The following is a 23,734-nucleotide window of genomic DNA, read 5'->3' as shown; positions in this document are numbered from 1 at the left end:
CCGCGTCACCGTAGTTTGAATACCAGAAACGAAACGGAGGATGCCCTATGGTTCGGGCCCTGGCCTTGTCGGCTGCCCTGATCGCTGCCGCCCCGGTATTTGCCGAGGATGGGAAAGAAGCGGTTACCACATTCACATTGGACAACGGCATGGATGTCGTCGTGGTCGAAGACCACCGTGCCCCGGTCGTGCAGCATATGGTCTGGTACCGGGCCGGATCCGCTGATGAGCCGATCGGATCATCCGGCGTGGCGCATTTCCTGGAACACCTGCTGTTCAAAGGCACCGACACGCTGGCCCCGGGAGAGTTCTCTGCCACCGTCGCTGCCAATGGAGGTAACGACAACGCCTTCACTTCGTATGACTATACAGCCTATTTTCAGCGTGTCGCCGCCGACAGGCTAGAGCTGATGATGCGGATGGAATCCGACCGGATGCGGAACCTTCGGCTGAGCGAAGAGGACATTCTGACCGAACGGGACGTGATTCTCGAGGAACGCAACCAGCGCACCGAAAACAACCCGCGCGCCCTGTTCGGCGAACAGATGAGTGCGGCCCAGTATCTGAACCACCGCTACGGCGTGCCGATCATCGGCTGGATGCACGAGATGGAGGATCTGGACATGGAGGACGCGCTGTCGTTCTACCAGACCCATTATGCGCCCAACAACGCCATTCTGGTGGTCACAGGTGATGTCGATCCCGCTGAAGTCCGCGCGCTTGCCGATCAGTATTACGGTGTGATTCCCGCCAACCCGGACCTGCCCGAGCGGGTTCGGTCCCAAGAGCCGCCGCAAACGGCCGAACGTCGCCTGACCTTCAAGGACCCGCGCGTCGCCCAGCCTTACGTTCAGCGCAGCTATCTGGCCCCGGAACGCGATCCGGGCGAACAGGAAAAAGCGGCGGCTCTGTTTCTGCTGGCCGAGTTGCTGGGCGGCAGCACGACGTCTTACCTGAACGAAAAGTTGCAGTTTGATCAGCGAAAGGCCGTCTATGCCGGTGCGTTCTATCGCGGTGTTTCGCTGGATGACACGACCTTTGATCTGATCGTCGTTCCGGCCGAGGGTGTTTCCCTGCAAGAGGCTGAAGACGCCATGGACCAGGCCGTGGCCGACTTCATCGCCGAAGGTGTGAACGAAGACGATCTTGAGCGCATCAAGATGCAGCTGCGCGCCGCCCAGACCTATGCGCGCGACAACGTGGACGGCATCGGCAACCGCTATGGCCGGGCCCTGACCAGCGGCCTGACGGTCGAAGATGTTCAGGCCTGGCCCGACATCCTTCAGGCCGTGACCGGGGATGAGATCATCGCCGCGGCCCGCGAAGTTCTGCAACCCGAGGCGTCGGTCACCGGTTGGCTGATGCGCGATGACGAGGTGACGCAATGAAACGGTTTGTTGCAACGCTGATTGCCTGCCTGGTCGCCCTGCCGGCTTTGGCCGAGATCGAGATCGAAGAAGTGACCTCGCCCGGCGGCATCAAAGCCTGGCTGGTCGAGGACCATTCCATCTCATTCACCGCGCTGGAGTTACGCTTCCGTGGTGGTACGTCGCTGGACGACCCTGACAAACGCGGCGCGGTCAACTTGATGAGCGGGCTGATCGAAGAAGGCGCGGGCGACATGGATGCGCGGACCTATGCCCGCGAGCTGGAAGCTCTGGCGGCTTCGTTCCGATACAATGCTGGCGACGATTCAGTTTCGATTTCCGCGCGTTTTCTGTCCGAAAACCGGGATGAAGTGGTCGATTTGCTGCGCACGACGATCCACGAACCGCGTTTTGATCAGGATGCGGTTGACCGGGTGCGCGCGCAGGTTCTGTCGGGCCTGCGCTCGGACCAGACTGACCCGAACGAAATCGCAGGCCTCACCTTTGCGCAGATGGCCTACGGCGATCACCCCTATGGATCCGAAGGGAAAGGCACCATCGAAAGTGTCTCGGCCCTGACCCGCGATGACGTGGTCGCGGCTTACGAAGGCGTGTTCGCCAAGGATCGTCTGTACGTGGGGGCCGTCGGCGATATCACGGCAGAGGAGCTGGGTATCCTGCTTGATACCCTGCTTGGCGACTTGCCGGACACCGGCAAGCCCATCCCGGGCAAGGCCGAGGTGAACATTCCCGGCGGCGTCAGCGTTGTCGAATTCGACACACCTCAGTCCGTGGCCTTGTTCGGTCAGGCCGGGATTGATCGGGATGACCCGGATTTCTTTGCGGCCTTTGTTCTGAACCATATTCTTGGCGGCGGCGGGTTTGAGAGCCGGCTGATGCAGGAGGTGCGCGAAAAGCGTGGCCTGACCTATGGGGTCGGGACCTATTTGGTGCCCAAGGATCTGGCTTCGGTCTATCTTGGGTCCGTGTCCTCGGCCAATGACCGTATCGCCGAAGCCATCGACGTAATTCGCGATGAATGGGCGCGCGCGGCCACCGAGGGTGTGACGCAAGAGGAACTTGACGACGCCAAGACCTATCTGACCGGCGCCTATCCGCTGCGGTTCGATGGCAATGGTCAGATTGCCTCGATCATGGTCGGAATGCAGATGGAAGGCCTGCCGATTGACTATATCGCCACCCGCAATGACAAGGTGAACGCGGTGACATTGGAAGATGTGAACCGCGTTGCTGCCGAACTGCTTGACCCGGACGGTCTGCACTTTGTCGTCGTTGGCAAGCCGGTGGGCCTGGAAACAACGAACTGAACCTTTTGGGGTAAGCTGCGGCTTACCCCTTTTTCATGCTGCGCAGCATGTCTCCCATCATCTGGCCGAACTGGCCCGAGCCGCGCTGATACAACGCCCCGTCCACTGCCAGAACGGTACCGCTGATATAGCTGGCCATGTCCGAGGCCAGAAACAGGCAGGCATTGGCCACGTCTTGTGGCGTACCCCAGCGGCCCAGCGGCACGTCCCTGCGCAGCTGCTCGCCCGCGTCGGGGGTGGGGGCCAGCCGTTTCGCGCCTTCGGTGCCCTCGATGAAGCCCGGCACCACCGAGTTCACCCGGATGCCTTCCACGCCCCACTCCATCGACAGGGTACGGGTGATCTGATCGACCCCCGCCTTGGCGGCACAGACATGGGCCTGGCCCTCGTAGGGCAGATAGGATTGCGGGGCTGAGATGTTGATGATGTTGCCGCCGGGCCGTTTCAGATAGGGATAGGCGCCTTTCAGAACATGCACGGTGCCCATCAAGTCGATCTCAACCACGGTGCGGAAGGCGTTGGCCGACATCTCCGCCATCAGCGCCGGGAAGTTGCCCGCCGCCCCCGAAACCAGCACGTCGAAATCGCCGAGCGCCGCTTGGAACTGTTTCAGCCCCTCGGCGACCGCATCGGCGTCGCGCACGTCAAAGGCCGCGCCGACCGCCTCGGCCGCGCCTGCCGCCTTCAGCGCGGCGACGGTGTCATCCACCTTGTCCTGCGAGCGGCTGGCCGCGGCCAGTTTGGCGCCCGAGGCCGCGAAGGCCTCGGCGATGCCCCGGTTGATGCCACTGGTGCCACCGATGACGATGACGGTTTTTCCCGAAAAATCCATGTAGGCCTCCCTTGAAGGGGAGCCCTACTCGCCGTAGGGCACCCAGATGTTTTTCACTTCGGTCGAAGCCTGAAGGAAGCGGCGGGAATGGTCCATGCCCCAATCGAATGCCGTCGCGTTATTCACCCAGGTCCGTTTCAGGTTCCCGGCCGAGACGACCTCGATCTGCGCCGACAGGTCCGTCGATGAGAACGACCACACCGCGTCCACGTTCAGGTGCGAGGCCAGCGGTTTGGCCAGTTCCTCGTGGCTGCCGGTCAGGATGTTGACCACGCCTGCGGGCACGTCCGAGGTGTCCAGCACCTGATAGAAATCGGTGGCCGCCAGCGGATAGGGCTCGGACGCCACCAGGACCACCCGGTTGCCCATCGCGATCGCCGGCGCCATGGCCGAGACCAGACCCAGCAGCGGTGCCTCGTCCGCACAGAGCGCGCCGATCACGCCCACCGGTTCCTTCATCGCAATCGCCACGCCCCGGATCGGAACGCCATGCACCTGGCCGTCATACTTGTCGGCCCAGGCGGCGGCGGTGAACAGGCGCTGGATTGCGGCGTCGACCTCTTTCGCGCCGTCCTTGCGGCCGGTCATCGCGTCGATGCGATGCGCGAACTCGTTGGAACGGGCCGAGAGGTTCTCGCCGATATAGTACAGGATCTGCGCCCGCAGATGGCCGGTGGTCTTGGACCAGCCCTTGGCCCCCGCCGCAGCCTCGACCGCGTTGCGCACATCCTTGCGGTTGGCCTGACCTACAAGGCCCAGCAGCCCCGCCTTGCCCCAGACCGCGCGGGAATAGCCGCCATCGGGCCGCGCCTGCTTGCCACCGACATACAGTTTGGCGGTGCGGTCGATCGGGTCGACCGGGCCGCCTTCGCCCACGACGGGTTCGATCTTGGCCAGCGGCTTGGCCTTGCCCTTGGGCTTGGTATAGGCGCTCAGCCCTTCCCAGCCGCCTTCGCGGCCAAAACCGCTTTCGCGCAGGCCGCCAAAGCCCGCGGCCGCGTCGAACAGGTTGGTGGCATTGACCCAGACCACTCCCGCGACCAGCTTGGGCGCGATGTCCAGCGCAAGGTTGACGTTTTCGGTCCAGACCGTGGCCGCCAGCCCATAGCGGGTGTTGTTGGCCAGTTCGACGGCCTCGGCCGGGGTGCGGAAGGTCGACGAGACCAGAACCGGGCCGAATATCTCCTCTTGCATCAGCGGGTCCGAGGTTTCGAGCCCGGTGATCAGCGTCGGGGGGTAGTAGCAGCCATTTGCGGGCAATTCGCAGGCAGCCTGATGCACATGACCCACCGTATTGCTGTCGACCATGGAAGTGATCGTCTGCAACTGAACCGGATCCACCACGGCACCTACGTCGATGCATTTGTCCAGCGGGTTGCCGATGCGCAGCGTGTCCACGCGGGCGCGCAGCTTGGCATAGAACCGTTCGGCGATGCCTTCCTGCACCAACAGGCGCGAGCCCGCGCAGCAGACCTGGCCCTGGTTGAACCAGATCGCATCGACCAGACCTTCGATGGCTGAATCGATGTCGGCGTCATCAAAGACGATATAGGGCGACTTGCCGCCCAGCTCGAGCGTCAGGGCCTTGCCAGACCCGGCGGTGGCCTCGCGGATGCGGCGGCCCACTACGGTCGAGCCGGTAAAGGCGATCTTGTCCACGTCCGAGGCCACGATCATCTCACCCACTGCACCGTCGCCGGTGACGATGTTGACCACGCCCTTGGGCAGACCGGCCTGCATGCAGATATCGGCAAACAGCAGCGCCGTCAGCGAGGTGTATTCGGCGGGCTTCAGAACCACCGTGTTGCCCATGGCCAGCGCCGGGGCCACCTTCCACGCCAGCATCAGCAGCGGGAAGTTCCACGGGATGATCTGGCCGCAGACCCCCAGCGCCTGTGCGTCGGGCAGCTCGGTTTCCATCAGCTGGGCCATGCCCGCGTGATAGTAGAAATGCCGCTGCACCAGCGGAATGTCGATGTCGCGCGATTCCCGGATCGGCTTGCCGTTGTCCAGCGTTTCCAGCACCGCGAACAGGCGGGCATGCTTCTGGATCAGCCGCGCGATGGCATAGAGGTATCGGGCGCGGGCGGGGCCGCCCAGCTTTTCCCATTTGGGCTGGGCCTTGCGGGCGGCGGCAACGGCGGCGTCCACATCGGCCTGTGTGGCTTGGGTCAGCTTGGCCAGAACCTCGCCCGTGGCCGGGTTGCGGCTTTCAAACCCCTTGCCCGGCTTGGTGAAGGCCCCGTCGATGAAATGGCCAAACGTGTCGCCCTGATCGACCAGCCATGCCAGGGCCTCGGCGGCGCTTTCCGGGGCGGGTCCGTATTCCATGGTCTCGAAAATCTCTTTGACTGTCATTGTTGATCCTTAGTCGTTTTCCGCACGGCCTTGTTCGCACCAGAACTTCGTCTTTACGCCTGGTTGGTTTTGGAAAAGCTCAGCAGCTAGTTGACAGTTTTCCAAGTTGTAGTCGCCGCCATTCGATGTGTCGAATGTGGCGATGTGAACTTTGGAAACTCCTTCGACGAGTGACGTTCTGTATAGCGAGTAAGTGCCTTCCGTTGCGAAAGCAGAGCTAGCCAGAGTGACTGCAATCGAAAAAGTAACGATGAGCTTCATACATCACCCCATAGAATGCCGGTAGCCGGCCGAGTATGCCCCGGTGACGAAATGTTCCAACTGCCGCTCGATATCGCCCAGCAGGGACGAAGCGCCGAACCGGAACAGGTCGGGTTGCAGCCAGCGGTCGCCCAGCTCGTCCTTGATCAGAGACAGGTAGACCAGCGCGTCCTTGGCCTTGGAAATCCCGCCCGCGGGCTTGTAGCCCACGCGATGGTCGGTGCGGTCATAATAGTCGCGGATGGCGCGGATCATCACCAGCGACACGGGCAGGGTGGCGTTGACGCTTTCCTTGCCGGTCGAGGTCTTGATGAAATCGGCCCCCGCCATCATGCAGACCAGCGAGGCACGCGCCACGTTGCGCAGGCTGCCCAGCTCACCCGTGGCCAGGATGGCCTTTACATGCGCCTCGCCGCAGGCGTCGCGGAACGCCTTCATCTCGTCATACAGCGCCTGCCAGTCGCCTTTCAGCACATGGCGGCGCGAGATCACGATATCGATCTCTTCGGCCCCGGCCTTCACGCTTTCCTCGATCTCGGCCACGCGCAGGTGAAAGGGCGACAGGCCCGCCGGAAAGCCGGTGGAGACAGCCGCGACCGGAATGCCGGTGCCTTTCAGCGCATCCACAGCCGTTTCAATCATGTCGTGATAGACACAGACCGCGCCGGTGGTGATCGGCGGCATGTCCAGCGCTTTCAGCAGGTCAGGCGACACGGGCTGGCGGGCCTTGGCGCACAGGCGGCGTACGCGGCCCTCGGTGTCATCGCCCGACAGGGTGGTCAGGTCGATCATGGTGATCGCCTTCAGCAGCCAGGCGGCCTGATGCTCTTTCTTGACCGACCGGCGCCCGGGCAGGGTCGAAGCCCGGCGTTCGATGGCCGAGGTGTTGGCCTGCACGGCGCGCACCCAGTCCAGGTCCAGATCCATGCCGGGATTCCGGGCTTCGGTCACTTGCGGCAGATGCGCGGTGCGCACGGGGCTTTCTGAGCTCTGCGTATCCATTGTCACGTCCTTTGGGAGGTTTGCGACAAAATTCGCACGGGAGACCGGGGAATGGAAGATGCAGGCGGGCAATGTTTGGATAATTTTTGACCAAATGGACAAAATGTAACCGCTTTCTTGCGAATAATTCGCATTAGCGTTGACTTACTTGCGAATGGTTCTCATATTCAGTTCGTACGAGAAGCAAAAACTGAGGTAGAAGATGATTCGCCGGAATTTTCTTGCGGTATTGGCGCTGGCCTTTTCCCTGCCGGTCACGGCCTGGGCCGATGCACCCCTCAAGGTTGTGGCCACGACGGGCATGATTGCTGACGCGGCACGTCAGGTCGGTGGTGATCAGGTAGACGTCAAGGGGCTGATGGGGCCGGGCGTCGACCCGCATGCCTATCGTCAGACCCGCAGCGATATCGTGGCGATGACGCGTGCGGATCTGATCCTGTGGCATGGTTTGTACCTCGAAGCGCAGATGGAAGATTTCTTCCATGACCTTGAACGCAAGCGAACCGTGGTTGCAGTTGCCGAAGGTATCGACACGTCGAAGCTGCGCGCGCATGACGATTACGCCGACAAATATGATCCGCATGTTTGGATGACGCCCGAATTGTGGCGGGAAGTGGTGCTTGAAGTGCAGGCAGCCCTCACCGAGGTGCGTCCTGAAGCGGCCGAGGTTTTTGCAGCGAATGCGCAGGCACACCTGGCAGATATCGATCGTCTGACAGCCTATGCAGATCAAGTTCTGGCGTCCGTTCCGGACAACAACAAGGTTCTAGTAACCGCCCATGATGCCTTTGGTTATTTTGGTGAAAGTTTCGGGTTCGAGGTTCTGGGAATTCAGGGCATCTCGACCCAGTCCGAGGCGGGACTGAACCGGATAGGCGAATTGGTCGATCTGCTGGTTGACCGCAAGATCACGGCTGTTTTCGTCGAAAGCTCGGTCTCGGATCGTTCGATCCGCGCGCTGATCGAGGGCGCGGCCGCCAAGGGTCATGAGGTGCACGTGGGGGGCGAGTTGTTCTCGGACGCCATGGGTGAAGAAGGAACCTATGAAGGCACCTATCTTGGTATGCTGGACCATAACATCACGGTCATTGCCAGTGCTTTGGGTGGCGATGTGCCAGATCGTGGCATGGATGGAAAACTGTCGGCGGGGTTTTGATCGATGCTGGGCCTGATCAGCAATGAAGGCGTAACCGTCGGTGAGACGGGGTTGGCCGACAGCCCCCTTGCCCTGCGCGGCCTGACGGTTTCCTACGGGCAGAAACCTGCGGTGTTTTCAGTCGACATGACCGTACAGCCCGGGGCGATGACCGCGATCATCGGGCCGAACGGGGCCGGGAAATCCACATTGCTCAAGGCGGCGCTTGGCATCGTTTCCCCTTTGTCAGGTCAAGTGACCGTGTTTGACCAGCCATTGGACACGCAGCGCGCGCGCATTGCCTATGTTCCTCAGCGTGCCAGCGTGGATTGGGATTTTCCCACGCGCGTCATCGACGTGGTTCTGATGGGCCTGTCGCGCGAACTTGGCTTGCTGGGCCGTGTGCGTGCCCGCCACAAGGCGTGCGCGATAGATTGTTTGCACCGCGTGGGAATGCGGGATTTCGCGGATCGCCAGATCGGGCAGCTGTCCGGCGGGCAGCAACAACGTGTCTTTCTGGCGCGCGCGCTGGCGCAGGGCGCGGATCTGTATCTTCTGGACGAACCTTTTGCAGGCGTCGATGCCGCCACCGAGAAAGCCATCATCTCGGTGCTGAAATCCCTGAAAGAGGCGGGCAAGACGGTTGTCGTAGTGCATCACGACCTTGCGACCGTGACCGATTATTTCGACCATGTCTTCCTGATCAACACCCGCAAGGTCGCCGAGGGACCAGTGGCCGAGGCCTTCACGGCGGAAACGTTGCAATCAGCATATGGCGGTCGACTGGCAACCGCGCAGATCGATCAGATATCGCGCGCGCTGGGGTAACGCATGCTTTGGGATGCTCTGACCCTGCAACTTGGTTATAACGCCACGCTGGTCGCCATCGGTGCAACCTTGCTGGGTGTGTCTGCCGGTGTGACGGGGACGTTTCTGTTTCTGCGCAAGCGCGCCTTGGTCAGTGACGCAATCAGCCACGCAACCCTGCCGGGCGTCTGTCTGGCTTTCATGGTATTGGTCGCACTGGGAGGAGACGGGCGCAACCTGCTGGGCCTGTTGGCAGGATCGGCCGTCTCGGCCTGGATCGGCCTTCTCTGCATGAACTGGCTGACGCGTCACACGCGTTTGGCCGAAGATGCCGCCATCGGAGCGGTCCTGTCGGTCTTCTTCGGCTTTGGCATCGTGTTGCTGACGGTCATACAGACGATGGGCGTAGGCCGTCAGGCCGGGCTGGAAGGCTTCCTTTTGGGGTCCACTGCCGGGATGCTCTGGGCTGATGCGATGATCATTGCGGTCGGCGGCGCTGCGACGCTGCTGCTGGTCATGATCATTCGTCGCCCGATGATTCTTGTGGCCTTCGATCCTGAATATGCTGCGGCCCGCGGTTTGCCGGTGCACAGGATTGATCTGGCCATGATGGGTTTGGTCATGGCCGTGACCGTGGTTGGCCTGAAAATCGTGGGTCTGATTCTGATCGTGGCTTTGCTGATCATTCCCGCCGTGACCGCGCGGTTCTGGTCCGAACGCTCGGACCATGTGGTTCTGCTTGCGGGATTGGCCGGCGGGTTGGCGGGGTACATTGGCGCGGCCATTTCGGCCTCGGCGCCAAACCTTCCGACGGGGCCGATTATCGTTCTGGTCAGCTTTGCCTTTTTTGTCGTGTCTTTGTTTCTGGCGCCGATACGTGGCGTTTTGGCGGCGGTGCTGCGCCATTTGCGCTTTCAGCGTCGGGTGCATATTCGTCAGGGTCTCTTGGCCTTGGCGCAGGGGCAAAAGATCTATGAGCCCCTGACCCTGCGCTTGCTGCGCCGCGCTGGGCTGGTGCGCGCGGACGGCGTTGCGACCGACATCGGCAAAGCCCGCGCGGCCAAGGCGCTGCGGGATGAAAAGCGCTGGGAAATCGTGCGCGCAGATCAGGCGCATGAGGCAACAGCCGCGCTATATGATGGGTTGCGGGATATCGAAACCGTCCTGACCCGCGATCAGATCGCCGAGATAGACCGCCGCATCGGCGGGCCAATGGGGGTGCCGGTATGAGTGGTGAAGAATTTGTCCCCCTGTCTCTGACGCCGTTGTTGATCGGTACATTCGCGGCCATTGCCTGCGCGTTGCCCGGCAATTTTCTGGTGTTGCGCAAACAGGCATTGATCGGAGACGCGATCAGCCATGTGGTGCTGCCGGGAATCGTCGTGGCGTTTCTGATCACAGGGACGATATCGACCTGGCCGATGATGCTGGGCGCGGCAGGCGCTGCCGTTGTGGCCGTGGTGCTGATCGAAGCCATTCGCCGATTGGGTCAGATTGAACCCGGGGCCGCCATGGGCGTGGTTTTTACCACCATGTTCGCTGTGGGCGTCCTGCTGCTTGAGCAGACGGATACGTCAACGGTGCATCTGGATGTGGAACATGCGCTTTACGGCAATCTCGAAAGCCTGATCTGGCTGGACGCCACCGGATGGTCGTCCTTGCTGGACGCAGAGGCGCTGTCCGGATTGCCCCCGGAATTACCCCGCATTGCGCTGACACTGGTCGGTGTGTCTTTGTTTACATGGCTGTTCTGGCGGCCGCTGAAGATCTCTACCTTCGACGAGGGCTTTGCCCGGACCGTTGGCATTCGCACCGGCGTTCTGGGCATGGCACTGGTCATCACCGCGGCAATTGCGGCGGTGGCGGCTTTTGACGCGGTGGGCTCGATCATCGTGATCGCCATGTTCATCTGCCCGCCCGCTGCGGCGCGGATGTTGACCAACCGACTGGAAGCGCAGATTGCCTGGAGCGTTGTGTTCGCCATAGCCGCGGCAGTGTCGGGCTATGTGCTGGCAGGTTATGGCCCGCTGTGGCTGGGCGGCGCGGATGCCGTCAGCGCGGCGGGCATGATCGCCACGATGTCAGGCTTGATTCTCGCTGCGGCAGCGATGTTCGGACCCTGCCGGGCCAGGATCGGCGTACGCACATCTGGCTGATCAGGCATTTTCCCGCCACACTTGCCCGCACGTCATCGGCCAATCTCTGCCAAGAAACTGAGCGGGAGAATCTTAAGCAGATTTTCCGACACGTGCATGATACATCCTGCCCCATTGATTAGCTGAAACACACCACTCACTTGGCACGTCCGGGTGATCCGGAATGAATTCTCGTTCGCGGACACCCGGGCGCCCCCTCTCTTCCAAAAAGTGCGGTTCAAACCGGTGGCAGAATCGTGCGCGGTTATGCTAGGTATAGGGGTATGGCGCAGGTAAACCCCAATATCGGCGAAAAACGCCCCGTGATTAAGCAGCTCGACGATGCCGCAATCAACCGCATCGCGGCTGGTGAGGTGGTGGAACGACCGGCCTCGGCGGTCAAGGAACTGGTCGAGAATGCAATCGATGCCGGGGCCACGCGGATCGCAATCGATGTCGCAGATGGCGGCAAGACCCTGATCCGGGTCACGGATGATGGCTGCGGTATCGCGGCGGAAGATCTGCCGCTGGCCCTGTCCCGCCATGCCACGTCAAAGATTGACGGTTCGGACCTGCTGAACATCCACACTTTCGGCTTTCGGGGCGAGGCGCTGCCATCCTTGGGCGCCGTTGGGCGTCTGACCATAACCAGCCGCGTTCCCGGTGCGGATGCGGCGCAGGTGCACGTCGCGGGTGGCAAGATGGATGCGGTCAAACCCGCCGCCCTGCGCGCGGGGACTGTGGTCGAACTGCGCGATCTGTTCTACGCCACGCCAGCCCGCCTGAAATTCATGCGCACGGACCGGGCCGAGGCACAGGCGATCACCGACATAGTGAAACGGCTGGCCATGGCCGAACCTTCCGTGACCTTCACCCTGCGCGATGTGTCCGGTGGCGGCGAGGGTCGCGTGACCTTTCGCGCGGATCGCGAAAACGGAGATCTGTTTGATGCGCTCCACGCCCGACTGGCCCGCGTGATCGGGCGCGAATTTGCGGAAAACTCCTTGCAGATTGATGCCACGCGTGAGGGCATCCGGCTCTATGGCTATGCTGCCCTGCCGACCTATTCCCGGGGCGCTGCGGTGGCACAGTACCTTTTCGTCAACGGACGTCCTGTGCGCGACAAGATGCTGACTGGCGCGCTGCGGGCGGCCTATTTCGACTTCCTGAGCCGGGATCGCCACCCGGCGGCAGCTCTGTTCATCGACTGCGACCCCACGCTGGTTGACGTGAACGTCCACCCTGCGAAATCCGAGGTTCGGTTCCGGGATCCCGGTGTCGCGCGGGGGCTGATCGTGTCCAGCCTGCGCCATGCTTTGGCCGAGGCCGGGCACAGGGCGTCCTCGACCGTTGCCAATGCGACGCTGGGCGCAATGCGACCGGAACCCGCACAGCCTGCTCCGGCGCGGGTTTATCAGATGGATCGCCCGTCCTCTGCCGCGCGCACGGCGGCGTATTGCGCACAGGCACCGGGATTTGCGGAACTGGCCAATGACTACAGCGGCAGCTTTGTCGAGCCGACCCCGGTTGCACAGGTCGCCGAGGTGCAGGAGCCTCAGGCGCAGGATCTGCCGCTTGGTGCTGCTCGCGGGCAGGTGCACGAGAATTACATCATAGCCCAGACCGCCGATGGCATGGTGATCGTAGATCAGCATGCTGCACATGAACGGCTGGTTTATGAAAAGCTGAAAACGCAGATGGCCGAGAATGGCGTCGCGGCGCAGGCCCTGCTGATTCCGGAAATCGTGGAATTGTCGGAAGGGGATTGCGCCCGCCTGATGGCCGTCGCAGATGACTTGACGCGCCTTGGCCTGACCATCGAACCTTTCGGCGGAAGCGCCATTGCCGTACGCGAAACCCCCGCCATTCTGGGCGAAGTCGATGCGCGCGCGATGATCCTCGATATCCTGGATGAACTTGCTGATCAGGGCGAAAGCCAGATGGTGCAGTCAAGGATCGAGGCGATCCTCAGCCGGGTGGCCTGCCATGGGTCGATCCGATCCGGTCGTCGGATGCGCGCCGAAGAGATGAATGCCCTGCTGCGCGAGATGGAGGCGACGCCGCATTCCGGCCAGTGCAACCATGGGCGGCCCACCTATGTGGAACTGAAACTCAGCGACATCGAACGCCTGTTCGGGCGCAGTTGATCCTGCGGCCCGGCGGGGCTATGAAGAATAAAACAAGAACACGCGAGTTATGATGATCGAGATTGCAGGCACCCAATATGCATTGAATGACCCTGTCATACTGGTCGGGGGTGGCGTGGTGGCGTTGATTCTGCTGCTGCTGTTTCTGTCGTTGCGGGCGGCCAACCGCTCGGCCCGGATGGCGGAACCTTTGGCGCGGCAGATGGCGCATCTGGGTCAGCATGTTCAGCAACTGGGCCAGGGGCAGGAACAGTTGCGCGGCGGTCTTCAGCATGTCTCGGACACTCAGGCCAACGCGCAGATGCAGGTGATTCAGACGGTCGAGGCGCGTTTGGCTTCGGTCCAGCAACAGATGAATGACCGGCTGGCGGATAATGCGATGAAATCGGCGCGCGCGCTGGCCGAGATGCAGGAACGGATGAAAGAAACGTTGCATGGCTCGTCGAAACAGACGGCGACCTCGCTGACCCAACTGCAGGAACGCCTGGCCGCCATCGACAAGGCGCAGGACAATATCACCAAACTGTCAGGCGATGTGCTGTCTTTGCAGGATATCCTGTCAAACAAGCAAAGGCGCGGGATGTTCGGTGAAATCCAGCTGAACGATATCGTGTCCAAGGCGCTGCCCGCTGACAGTTATTCGTTGCAGGCCACGTTGTCGAACGGCAGGCGGGCGGATTGCCTGATTCACTTGCCGAACCCGCCGGGACCGATCGTGATCGACGCAAAGTTCCCGTTGGAGGATTTCGAGGCGCTGGCCGCTGCGCAGACGAAGGCGGATGTCGAGAGATGCCTGCGGGCCTTCGGCGCTGCGGTGAAAGTGCATATCAAGGCGATTTCCGAAAAGTACATCCTGGACGGGGAAACTGCGGACGGCGCCTTGATGTTCGTACCTTCCGAGGCGATTTACGCCGAGCTGCACGCGCGTCTGCCCGACGTCGTGCGTGAAGGGTTCGCCGCGCGGGTCTGGATCGTGTCCCCGACGACGTGCATGGCCACGTTGAATACCATGCGGGCTATCCTGAAAGACGCGCGTATGCGCGAACAGGCCGGAGCGATCCGCAAAGAGTTGGGGTTGCTGCACAAGGATGTGGACCGCCTGGGTGATCGCGTCTCGAACCTGGATCGTCATTTCGGGCAGGCGGCCAAGGATATCTCGGAAATCAAGATCAGCGCCGAAAAGGCTGGCCGACGTGCGCAGCGTTTGGACAATTTCGACTTTGAAGAAATCGAGACCAAGGCCGAAAACGGCGTTGTACCCCTTGCTCGACACGAAGGTTGAAATCTACTGGATGGACAGATCCAAGTTGTACCCCACGGTTTTTCCGGTATCCCTGTCATTGCCCATCAGATAGACGCGGATCGTATAGTCTCCATCGTCGGGCAAGGTGATCCGGGCCGTATTGCCGTCAATCGACCCGTTATAGATCGCCACACCGTCGCTGCCCGGCGGCAGGATGTTGAAATAGATCACGCCGTTACCATTGGTGTCGCTAACCTGAAGATCGGCAAACATCTCCTGTCCGGCTTTGGCGCCCAGCGAATAGTCGAAGTACTCATCTCCTGAGATGGTTCCGCTGACCATGGTGCCAAAATTGCCGGGCTGAAACTGAACCTCGGCCGACATTTGGGCTGATGCGACGGGCGCGATTTCAACGAGAAGGACGCACACAGCAAGTCTTGCGAACATAATCATTCCCGTCAAAACACGCCGTACGCGGCGCTCGCGGGCAAATTCAGATGCGCAGGAAGGGTTGGAACAGGCGTGGCATCAACTTGGTGAATTTCAACGGTGCATCCGTAACCGCCAGACAAATACAATCTTCCGAAATGTCCGCCACAGGCGTGTGTTCCAAATCCTCGTCCGCGATCTCGACGTCGCCACGGGCGAAGCGATCCACTTCGTCCGAGAATGCGCCCTGAAGCACCATCGTCAATTCTATACCGTTGTGGCTGTGATCTGGTACAGCCGTTCCGGCTGGAATGAACAGCAACCGGGCCGAGGCCTCGCTTGTGGTTGGAAGAATGGCCTGTTTCACACCCATGCCGATCGGTTTCCATCGGATATCTGAAACCGTACCGCCGACATAATCCTGCAACGGGGCCGGCAATACCGAGCAGTTCGGACGCGCCGGTTTGGACGCTGGCGCACCTTTGGAGATCAACGCCATAGTCGCGGCCAGAGATTTGTCACTCATGGCGATGGATTCAGTCTGTTCCTCCAGAACATGCCCACCCACGGCGTCGTAACTTTCCGCCCGCGCACGGCAATGGTCGCACAGCGACAGATGCGTCGCGACCATCAGGTCGAATGCCTCGGGCAGACTGCCTGCGGCATATGCCATCAGCAGGTCATCTGTCAGGTGATGTTTGATCGATTTACTCATCGTACTCATCTCAGTTCATTGCATGGCGCAAGCGGTCCAGCGCCAGCCTGATTCGTGATTTGATCGTTCCCAGGGGCAACCCGGTCTGAGACGCAATTTCCCGATGACTCAGATCACCGAAATACGCCTTTTCGATCAGCTCTCTCTGCGCGTCTGGCAACGCTGTCAAAGCGTCGCGAAGCTGCGCGGTTTCTTGTTGCAGCGCGATGACATCGTCCTGCTCAGGCTCGGCCTCGGGACCCCACCACAATTCTTCGGGTTCGGGGCGGCGTTGCTTGCGCAGAACGTCAATGCGCTTGTTCCGAGCAATCGTGAATACCCAAGTAGCCACTGTTGCCCGCGTCGGGTCGAACAGATGGGCTTTGTGCCACAAAGTCGCCATCACCTCCTGCGCACACTCCTCGGCCATCGTGGCGTCTGATCCTGACTTCATCAGGAACGCCTTGATTCGTGGCGCGAAGTGCTGGAACAGCTCGGCAAATGCCGCCTGATCCTGCGCGTCGCGGATGCGCCTGACGTGATCCACCCATTCGGTTCTTGTCTCGCGCCTGCCGTTACTTCCGTTCACCCGTCTACCCTTGATGCGTTTCTTTTCGCGCCGAGGCTGAAGGGCGGCCGGTTCAGCCGCAGGTTCGTCCAAGGTCACGGTATCGATCTCGGTAAACATAACCTCATTACGGCGCGTTCCCCAAGCCGGATCACTTTATCGGGACATTATGATCCAAATTGTGCAAATTGCCGTATCAGAATTACCAGCATCTGAAGGAAATCAGTGTAGTTCAAGGCATTTACGGGAAGGCCAGAAAGCAGCGGATGACGCAGGAAATAGACCATATCGCGGGTCATACCTATCACGGGCGCAAGGGTGCGATTGAAAACGCATTCCGATACTCGGTCGATTACATCCTGCTGGATCCCGAAGCAGAGCTGGACACCCCTTTGCTGTTTTCGGTTGATCGCGCGAATGTCACGAACTGGCGCACCAGCGATCATGGGGGAGAGCCGGGTAATGGGGAAGGGGCCCAATGGCTCCGCGCGCGATTTGATGAAATGTCGGTGCAACAACCGGCGCGTTTCAAGTTGCTGACGCAACCGCGCGTTTTGGGTCACGTTTTCAATCCCGTCAGTTTTTGGTTCTGTATTGACGACAGCGATCACCTTTATGCCGTGGTGGCCGAGGTCACCAATACCTATGGCACCCGGCACAGTTACCTGTGTCACAAACCCGATTTCTCGGTCATCGAACCGACTGACAGGGTGGTGGCGGACAAGCTGATGCACGTTTCACCGTTTCAGAAAATCGAAGGCAGCTATAAGTTCCGCTTCGACTATCGCGCGGATCGCGTCGGTGTCTGGATTGATTACGGCCGCGCTGATGGTGGGCTGATCGCGACGCTGACCGGCCCGCGGCAACCCCTGACCAACCGCGTGATTCTGTGGTCCTTGCTGCGGCGGCCATTCGGCGCCCGGCGAACCTTTGCACTGATCGTCTGGCAGGCGTTCAGGCTGTGGCTGAAAAAAGCCACCTTTCGCCCGTTTCGCAGGCAACCGGTACCGGACCAGCCGATTTCGCGTGCGCGGAACTAGGGCCGTTGTTTGCGTAAGATCAAAGACTCGGCCCTTGTTCGGTGATTGTGATGTCACGACAACCGCGAACACGAGGAGCTGATGCATGTTGGAAATATCGGCAAGAAAGGTCGCTCAGATTGCCATGATGGGGCGCGAGCTGAACCGGGCAGAAGGTGAAATGCGCGCCTTCATCGAACGTATGAGCGAAGACGAGCAAGCCGAACTGGTTGCCATCATGTGGATCGGCCGCGAAAGCTTTTTCCCCGAGGATCTGGCCGAAGCGATTGCCACTGCCAAGGCCGAGGCCTCGACCCCCTGCGCTGACTATCTGATCGGCACTCCGCACATGTCAGACCACCTCGAGAACGGTCTGGACGCGCTGGGGATATCAGCCGAGGACGTCGAAAACGATCTGATGTGACTTGCCTGCAAAGGGGCGGTTTCTGCGACGGATCGATATTCGCGTTATCTTGATCCGCCACTGAAAGGACATGTCGCGGGCCTGGATCGAAGACTGTAATCAACGCGCCGGTCCAGCCCAAACTTTCCCTCCAATACAGTCTTAACAAACCTTAATGAACCGGTTTGGCAACGTTAAGGCAGCCTTCCCAAATCTGATGTCAGGAAGACAAAGACATTGAGTTCAGGAGGAGAAAGACATGTCACATACACAAACATTCGAAGGCCGGGGTGGTCTGCTTGACGGTCTGTTGTCAAACTATGCGGAAGCAAAGGTCGAGCATTTCCGCCGCCGGATTTTTTCGAAAACCGTGCGGGATCTGGAAAAGCTTGATGACGTGCAACTGGCCGACATCGGCATCCAGCGGGATCAGATCAAAAGACGCGCATATGAAAGTGTTTATCACAACAAGCCATACCGGCAGTGATCAAGCATTCAGCGTGAACTGAGACAATCCCCAAAAGCATGTTAGCGAGGTTACCAGGATGTTCGACGTCGTACCGCCCACCAATCAACCGGCTCCGGCCGCCAGTGCGCTTTTGCTGTTCGATCGTGCCATGCGGATCCGTTCGATCAGCCCTGATATTGTCCGCGCAGCCCAGCATCTGAATGCTTTGACCGATCATCAGTTGTCCGAGCTGGGCATCAACCGCAGTGATATCGAAGATACCATCCAGCGGTATATCTGAAGGCCGGGTGAGGGAAACCCGAACGAGGACAACATGCATAAATTAAGAAAATGAAAGCCATTCCAGACAGTCTGGAATGGCTTTTTTCATTCAGGCCGTGTGATCGACGATTTGCAGATGCTGGGCCAGCTTGTCGATTTCACCCATCCATACCTGCACCAGCTTGGGATCACTGGGGGCCGCGTGAACACCGGCCGGGATGGCGCGGTTCAGTACGGCCTCGACCGCAAGTGAGACCGGAATCGACACCAGACGCGCCATTGCCGTGCCGCGCTCGTCGCCCCAGGCGTCCATGACATAGGTCTTGTGCCAGACTTCGATGCCGTCTTTCTCGGCCTTCAATCCCACGCACAACACAACACGATCAGGCTCGCCTTCGTCATAGGCGTTTTCCTCCCAGAACTGGTCCGACATCTCTTTCAGACGCGCATCCCCTTCCGGGCCGGACAGGGTTTCGATCTCGGTGAACACATCCGACCACGCGTCGGCCCAGCCGTTCAGACGCAAGGTGCCGCGGACGAATTCCTTGACCGGCCAGTGGTCCTCGAAATGGTACTGCGCCATGAAGGGGATCGAATCGCGGTTCGGGTAGACCTCGAAGCTTTCCGGTGTCGGCAGCGGGGCGATGTAGCTGCTGATCGCATCCCAGGGGCGGGCAACGTCCAGCGGCGCGTAATCGCGGATCGATTTCGACGGCGACCGCAGCGCTTTCAACACGCCCAGCGGCGACCAGCTGAATTTATAGCGGAACGGGTTGGGGTTCTTGGGAATGCCGCCGCAATAGGAAATGAAGCTCAGGTGGTTTTCCGGGTCGAACGCATCGGAGCCGCGGTAGTCGTCGATCAGGGCATGTGCCATCAGGTGATCGATGCCCGGGTCCAGCCCGACCTCGTTGACCAGTGCGACACCGGCCTCGCGCGCCTTGTCATCCAGCGCGCGCATCTCGGGCGCGATATACGAAGACGAGACGAAATTGGCCCCTTTCGAAATCGCCAGTTCCGCAAGCGGCACATGCCAGTCACCAGGCAGCATCGAGACGATTACATCGCCCTTCTCCAGTACGACGCCAAGCGCGTCGATGTCGAAGGCGCGGATGTCGTCGGTCAGGTCTCCGACCTCGGCCCTGGCCTTGTCGACGGTCCGGTTCCACACGGTGACTTTGTGGCCGCCTTCGATCAGGCGACGCAGGCCGGGAATGGCCGAGAGGCCGGTGCCACACCAATGAATGGTCATCGTTCAGAGTCCTTCAATATGCGTTTTGTAAGTTGCTTCTGCCCGACCCCAGACACCGCTGTCCAGATCGGCCAGAGTCAGCAAGGACGGCAGCAGTTGCGCGGCATAGTCTTCCGAGCTTTCGACCGGCAGCATCGACGGCAGGTTGTCGATCGCCATCACGTCCATCACGGGGTCGGTGGCCACGCGCAGGGCGGGTTCTTGCCACGTGGTGGCGCGGTCATAGACGGGCACCGGGTTGTAGTCGCTGTCCGGGTCGCAGGCCACGTCACCGATGGCGGTCAGCTTGCGCGGGGCGGTCAGCGCCTCGCGCGGGACGAAGACAGGCGTTCCGGGGCGCGCGAAGATGCAGTTCAGGAACAGATCATGGTCGAGGATTTCCGGGAAAGGCCCACCGCTGGCGGTTTCGGCCATGTCCCACTTGGTGACCGCGACGCCCATCGCCTCACACAGGTCAGCGGCGCCGGTGCCTACACGGCCCAAAGCTCCGATGACGATCGCGCGGGGGCGGGGCGCGCCGGTGGCGTCCAATTCTGCCAGAAGTTCGGCGTTCAGCGCGTCCTTGTCGGGATAGACGCCGACAGGGCCGCAGATCTCGCCCCGTTGCTGCGCCGCCCAGGTCTTGAGCGACACCGCCGCGCCCGCGTAGCCTGCCCAATAGCCGAATGCGGCGACCCGGCGACCATCCTCATCCACGAGGTATTCCAGATCATAAAGCGTGCCGCCGCCTGCCTTGAAACGTTCCAGCAGAGCCCGGCCCGAATGCTGACCCTTGAAGGCATGGCCGAACATGATGTGGCGGTGGGGCAAGGGTGTACCGTCTTCGGGCAGTTCCTTGAGGCCGAAGATGATCGCGTCCAGCGGGGCCTCGGGCCAAGAATTCTCGGGCGCGATCTCGCAGCCTGCGTCCTTGTAGCCGTCCAGTGGAATGGCGCGTGCATGGCTTTCCTCGACCGTCACGCGGATGCCGGCCGCGATCAGCGCTGCGGTACCTTCCGGTGTCAGCCCAACCCGTTCTTCGTTCGGGCGCTGTTCTGCCCGGACCCAGAGATGTGTCATCTTATTTCCTTTTGTCAGAGCATTCCGGCAGCACGCACTGCCTGAACCGAAGGGCGTGCCTCCATCGCCTCACGGAAGGCGACGATTTTGGGAAAGGCCGAAACGTCCACGCCATCGCCTTCCAGCCAGCTGCACACCACATACAGATAGGCATCGGCCAGCGAGAACGCCTCGCCCAGCACAAATGGACCACGCAGGCCGTTCGACGAGATATAATCGCAGGACGCGGTCATCGTCTGCGCGACCTTGTCTTTCATGTCTTTCCAGCTGGATTTCTTGTCGGCCCAGCGGTGCCCCCGCAGCTTGTGCGCGTGGTTCACATGCATGGTCGAGGCAAGGTAGAACATCACTTCGCGCATCCGGGCAGCCATCACCGGATCAGCCGGCACCAGCCCGGTCTCGGGGGCCTTGGCTGCAACGAATTCCAGCAGGGCTCCGGTTTCAGTCAGGATGCCGCCATCCATCACCAGCGCCGGAACGCGGCCTTTGGGGTTTATTTGCTTGTAAGCAGGTTTCGTCTGTTCGCCCCCGGCGAAGTCGAGCTTGACCGCTTCGTATTTCAGCCCGGTCTCTTCCAGTGCGATCGCGACAGCGACCGAGATGGTTCGGGGTGCATAGTAGAGCTGCATCAGGCGTCTCCGATCTGGTTACAGGTGGGTCTGCGCGAACTGCCGATCAGGGGCTTCCAGATGCGGAACGGCATTGAAAAGAACCGGGCTCAGCTGAGCACCAATCGGATGCAGACGATGCATCGACGTGTTCATGATGGCAAGGGCCACCCGTGCCATTGACGGGATATCCAACCCCATCGCCTGACGCACCACCATCGAAATCAACCCGCCCGAGGTCACGACGATTGCCGGTCCGCCCTCGGTCCCGATCTCGTGCAGCGCGTCGCGCACGCGCGTCTCGAATTCTTCGAAGGTTTCCGGCGGGTTCTCGATTTCGCCATTGGCCCAGGCCGCAAATGTTCTGGGCAGGTGTTCGACGAAACCTTCGCGGTCGGTGGGGATCGCGACGCCGTGTTGGTCCTCGAACAGTTGTGCCAGCGTGAAATACTCGATCTCGTTCAGTCGCGCGTCACGGATTGGCTCGTGCAATCCCATGCTGTCCGCTGTCTCGGCGTGGCGGGTCAGGGTGCCGCAATAGACCCGGGCATAGTGGCTGCGGGTATCACGCAGATGCGCCCCCAGCCAGCGCGCCTGCTGATGCCCCAAGTCGCTGAGCCTGTCATAGCTTGCCTCGTCCCGCGCCGTTGTGTTTGCCTGCCCGTGGCGCACCAATGTGATATGTGACATGTCGGTCCCTCTTGCGCCGAAGTCTTAGGGCAGGTTCCCCTCTGGTGCCAGAGGGGTTTCACGCCTGTCGAAAAAAACCTCGCTCCTTTACTGTTTCTGGCTATGGTTTGCCCCGAACAAACCTTCGGAGGGGTTCATGACCGTCGATCACACGCGTTTTCTGACCGACCTGCATAAGTTGCGTGAATTCGGTGCCTCGGGAGTGGGCAAAGGGGTTGTCCGCCCTGCCTATTCCGACGCGGATATCGCTGCGCGCCAGTGGCTTGCCGGACGTATGCGCGAAGCGGGCCTGACCCCACAGTTTGACCCGGTGGGAAACCTGTTCGGATTGGCGTCCGGCCCTTCGCTGCTGATGGGATCACATTCCGACAGTCAGCCCGAAGGCGGCTGGCTGGACGGCGCCCTTGGCGTCATCGCCGCGCTGGAAGTTGCACGTTCCGTCGACCGTCCCATTTCAGTTGTCAGCTTTCAGGACGAAGAGGGGCGGTTTGGCGTGACCACAGGTTCTGCTGTCTGGTCGGGCGGGTTGTCTCTGGAAAAAGCCGATGTGTTGACCGATGGGGCCGGAGTCAGCTTTGGCCAGGCCCGATCCTCCATGGCAGACTTGTCCCAGGGCTTCGTGGACCCGTCCCGTTTCGATGGCTTCATAGAGATGCATATCGAACAGGGCCCCTCTCTGGACGCGTCCGGAGATCAGATCGGAGTTGTCACGGATATCGTTGGCATCCGCGATATGTCGATCACCTTCGAAGGTCAGCAGAACCACGCCGGCACCACCCCCATGCACCTGCGCCGCGACGCATTTCAGGCCCTGTCCCTGTTCAACACCCGGCTCAATGAGAGGTTTCGCAATGTCGTCACGCCGCAGACGGTCTGGACCGTCGGGCGGGTCAACCTGCATCCAAACGCTTCGTCCATCGTGCCGGGACGGGTTCGGTTCTCGATGCAATGGCGCGATGCTGATGCAGACCGTTTGGCCCGGATGGAGGAGATCATTCGGGCGACAGCACAAGAAACCGCTGAGCAACTGGGGATGAGCTTGGATTACGGCCCCATGTTGGGGCTGGATCCCGTTGCCATGGATCCGACCTTGCGCCGCGCTCTTGAACGCGGTGCGGAACAAGTCGCGCCGGGTCGGTGGCGCAGAATGCCCTCGGGGGCCTTGCACGATGCCACCAACGTGTCTCGCCTGATGCCGGTCGCGATGCTGTTCACGCCCTCAATCGACGGAATCAGCCATGATTTTGCAGAAGATACGGCAGAGGTCGATTTGATTGCGGGGCTCGAAGTTCTGATGCGTGCCGTACGGTCCCTCTCTGTCTAAACGCCACTTTGCAACGAAAAATCCCGAAGAAGGTGGTGCATCGACAGTGAAATCCTCCCCCCGGCATCCGGCCGGGCGCCGGGGATTTCATGCGATGGAAACGAGGGTTGTTGCCTAACGGAAAATAGTTTCCTATAGGAACATTCATGATGCATGCGTCTGTATACCGCCTCTTCTTCGGATTGGTGTTTCACTAGAAACCGGGTGGAATCATTGCATTCTATGCGGCTTGGGGCAGACTGACGGTTATGCATTTTGACCTTTGGATAATCGGAAGTTGACCGGATCATGACCACACCGAAGCGCACGCCTCTCCACTCTTTGCACGTCGAGCTTGGCGGCA

At 60.7% G+C, this 23,734-nt stretch carries 23 protein-coding genes; 13 read left to right on the top strand and 10 right to left on the bottom strand.

What is annotated here, in order from left to right:
• Positions 1-47 precede the first annotated feature (47 nt).
• Positions 48-1,388 (top strand): pitrilysin family protein, encoded by a 1,341-nt coding sequence (locus GS620_RS16560; RefSeq protein WP_171233464.1) that lies wholly within the window; start codon positions 48-50, stop codon positions 1,386-1,388.
• Entirely contained in the window at positions 1,385-2,695 is a 1,311-nt protein-coding gene (locus GS620_RS16555; RefSeq protein WP_171616969.1) for a pitrilysin family protein, read from the top strand. Before GS620_RS16560 ends, GS620_RS16555 begins: the two co-directional genes overlap by 4 nt.
• Positions 2,696-2,717: 22 nt before the next feature.
• On the opposite strand, the gene GS620_RS16550 is transcribed toward GS620_RS16555, so the two are convergent.
• The 3 genes from GS620_RS16550 to deoC form a co-directional block, all read right to left on the bottom strand.
• Positions 2,718-3,527 carry an SDR family oxidoreductase gene (locus GS620_RS16550; RefSeq protein WP_152459361.1) on the bottom strand — a complete coding sequence of 270 codons (810 nt, stop codon included), beginning with the start codon at positions 3,525-3,527 and terminating at the stop codon, positions 2,718-2,720.
• Between the two features lie 24 nt (positions 3,528-3,551).
• Positions 3,552-5,885: an aldehyde dehydrogenase family protein gene (locus GS620_RS16545; RefSeq protein WP_171616968.1), complete on the bottom strand. Its 2,334-nt coding sequence runs from the start codon at positions 5,883-5,885 to the stop codon at positions 3,552-3,554.
• Between the two features lie 264 nt (positions 5,886-6,149).
• Positions 6,150-7,148: a deoxyribose-phosphate aldolase gene (deoC, locus tag GS620_RS16540; protein ID WP_171233467.1), complete on the bottom strand. Its 999-nt coding sequence runs from the start codon at positions 7,146-7,148 to the stop codon at positions 6,150-6,152.
• Positions 7,149-7,350: 202 nt separating this feature from the next.
• Here deoC and GS620_RS16535 point away from each other — a divergent pair, with 202 nt between their 5' ends.
• The 6 genes from GS620_RS16535 (at position 7,351) to GS620_RS16510 (ending at position 14,654) form a co-directional block, all read left to right on the top strand.
• Positions 7,351-8,304, top strand: coding sequence for a metal ABC transporter solute-binding protein, Zn/Mn family (locus GS620_RS16535; protein WP_171233468.1), 954 nt, complete (start codon positions 7,351-7,353; stop codon positions 8,302-8,304).
• Positions 8,305-8,307: 3 nt separating this feature from the next.
• Positions 8,308-9,111, top strand: a complete 804-nt coding sequence (locus tag GS620_RS16530) for a metal ABC transporter ATP-binding protein (RefSeq protein WP_171206739.1) — start codon at positions 8,308-8,310, stop codon at positions 9,109-9,111.
• Positions 9,112-9,114: 3 nt separating this feature from the next.
• On the top strand, positions 9,115-10,320 hold the full coding sequence (locus GS620_RS16525) for a metal ABC transporter permease (protein WP_171171953.1): 1,206 nt from the start codon (positions 9,115-9,117) through the stop codon (positions 10,318-10,320).
• On the top strand, positions 10,317-11,246 hold the full coding sequence (locus tag GS620_RS16520; protein ID WP_171616966.1) for a metal ABC transporter permease: 930 nt from the start codon (positions 10,317-10,319) through the stop codon (positions 11,244-11,246). Before GS620_RS16525 ends, GS620_RS16520 begins: the two co-directional genes overlap by 4 nt.
• A 263-nt stretch (positions 11,247-11,509) precedes the next feature.
• Positions 11,510-13,372 (top strand): DNA mismatch repair endonuclease MutL, encoded by a 1,863-nt coding sequence (mutL, locus tag GS620_RS16515; protein WP_171616964.1) that lies wholly within the window; start codon positions 11,510-11,512, stop codon positions 13,370-13,372.
• A 52-nt stretch (positions 13,373-13,424) separates the two neighbouring features.
• A complete protein-coding gene (locus GS620_RS16510; protein WP_171117231.1) occupies positions 13,425-14,654 on the top strand; it encodes a DNA recombination protein RmuC in 1,230 nt (409 codons plus the stop codon).
• Positions 14,655-14,657: 3 nt separating this feature from the next.
• Here GS620_RS16510 and GS620_RS16505 read toward each other — a convergent pair whose 3' ends face one another.
• The 3 genes from GS620_RS16505 to GS620_RS16495 are packed head-to-tail and all read right to left on the bottom strand — an operon-like array spanning position 14,658 to position 16,426.
• The gene (locus GS620_RS16505) at positions 14,658-15,062 is read right to left on the bottom strand and encodes a hypothetical protein (RefSeq protein WP_171616962.1); all 405 of its coding nucleotides are present in this window, start codon (positions 15,060-15,062) and stop codon (positions 14,658-14,660) included.
• Positions 15,063-15,108: 46 nt separating this feature from the next.
• On the bottom strand, positions 15,109-15,759 hold the full coding sequence (locus tag GS620_RS16500) for a ChrR family anti-sigma-E factor (RefSeq protein WP_171206744.1): 651 nt from the start codon (positions 15,757-15,759) through the stop codon (positions 15,109-15,111).
• A gap of 10 nt (positions 15,760-15,769) precedes the next feature.
• On the bottom strand, positions 15,770-16,426 hold the full coding sequence (locus tag GS620_RS16495; protein ID WP_171616960.1) for a sigma-70 family RNA polymerase sigma factor: 657 nt from the start codon (positions 16,424-16,426) through the stop codon (positions 15,770-15,772).
• A 146-nt stretch (positions 16,427-16,572) separates the two neighbouring features.
• On the opposite strand from GS620_RS16495, the gene GS620_RS16490 reads away from it, so the two are divergent.
• The 4 genes from GS620_RS16490 (at position 16,573) to GS620_RS16475 (ending at position 18,477) form a co-directional block, all read left to right on the top strand.
• Positions 16,573-17,346 (top strand): DUF1365 domain-containing protein, encoded by a 774-nt coding sequence (locus GS620_RS16490; protein WP_171363404.1) that lies wholly within the window; start codon positions 16,573-16,575, stop codon positions 17,344-17,346.
• An 85-nt stretch (positions 17,347-17,431) separates the two neighbouring features.
• The gene (locus tag GS620_RS16485) at positions 17,432-17,749 is read left to right on the top strand and encodes a DUF3775 domain-containing protein (protein WP_152459349.1); all 318 of its coding nucleotides are present in this window, start codon (positions 17,432-17,434) and stop codon (positions 17,747-17,749) included.
• Positions 17,750-17,987: 238 nt separating this feature from the next.
• A complete protein-coding gene (locus GS620_RS16480; RefSeq protein WP_171616958.1) occupies positions 17,988-18,215 on the top strand; it encodes a DUF1127 domain-containing protein in 228 nt (75 codons plus the stop codon).
• 58 nt (positions 18,216-18,273) lie between these two features.
• On the top strand, positions 18,274-18,477 hold the full coding sequence (locus tag GS620_RS16475) for a DUF1127 domain-containing protein (RefSeq protein WP_152459347.1): 204 nt from the start codon (positions 18,274-18,276) through the stop codon (positions 18,475-18,477).
• Positions 18,478-18,567: 90 nt separating this feature from the next.
• On the opposite strand, the gene GS620_RS16470 is transcribed toward GS620_RS16475, so the two are convergent.
• From GS620_RS16470 to GS620_RS16455, 4 genes are read right to left on the bottom strand one after another with little or no spacing between them, the layout of a single operon-like run.
• Positions 18,568-19,710 carry a saccharopine dehydrogenase family protein gene (locus tag GS620_RS16470; protein ID WP_171616956.1) on the bottom strand — a complete coding sequence of 381 codons (1,143 nt, stop codon included), beginning with the start codon at positions 19,708-19,710 and terminating at the stop codon, positions 18,568-18,570.
• Positions 19,711-19,713: 3 nt separating this feature from the next.
• The gene (locus tag GS620_RS16465) at positions 19,714-20,769 is read right to left on the bottom strand and encodes a saccharopine dehydrogenase (protein WP_171616954.1); all 1,056 of its coding nucleotides are present in this window, start codon (positions 20,767-20,769) and stop codon (positions 19,714-19,716) included.
• A gap of 14 nt (positions 20,770-20,783) precedes the next feature.
• Positions 20,784-21,398 (bottom strand): glutathione S-transferase family protein, encoded by a 615-nt coding sequence (locus GS620_RS16460; protein ID WP_171330351.1) that lies wholly within the window; start codon positions 21,396-21,398, stop codon positions 20,784-20,786.
• Between the two features lie 18 nt (positions 21,399-21,416).
• Entirely contained in the window at positions 21,417-22,067 is a 651-nt protein-coding gene (locus GS620_RS16455; RefSeq protein ID WP_171616952.1) for a histidine phosphatase family protein, read from the bottom strand.
• A gap of 136 nt (positions 22,068-22,203) precedes the next feature.
• On the opposite strand from GS620_RS16455, the gene GS620_RS16450 reads away from it, so the two are divergent.
• Positions 22,204-23,391, top strand: a complete 1,188-nt coding sequence (locus tag GS620_RS16450) for a Zn-dependent hydrolase (protein WP_171616950.1) — start codon at positions 22,204-22,206, stop codon at positions 23,389-23,391.
• Positions 23,392-23,734: the final 343 nt, after the last annotated feature.

The sequence above is a fragment of the Ruegeria sp. HKCCD6428 genome, from assembly GCF_013110595.1.
In the GTDB taxonomy this organism is placed as follows: Bacteria; Pseudomonadota; Alphaproteobacteria; order Rhodobacterales; family Rhodobacteraceae; genus Ruegeria.
The sequence above is the reverse complement of the archived record's forward strand: the minus strand, read 5'-3'. Positions and strand labels throughout refer to the sequence as shown.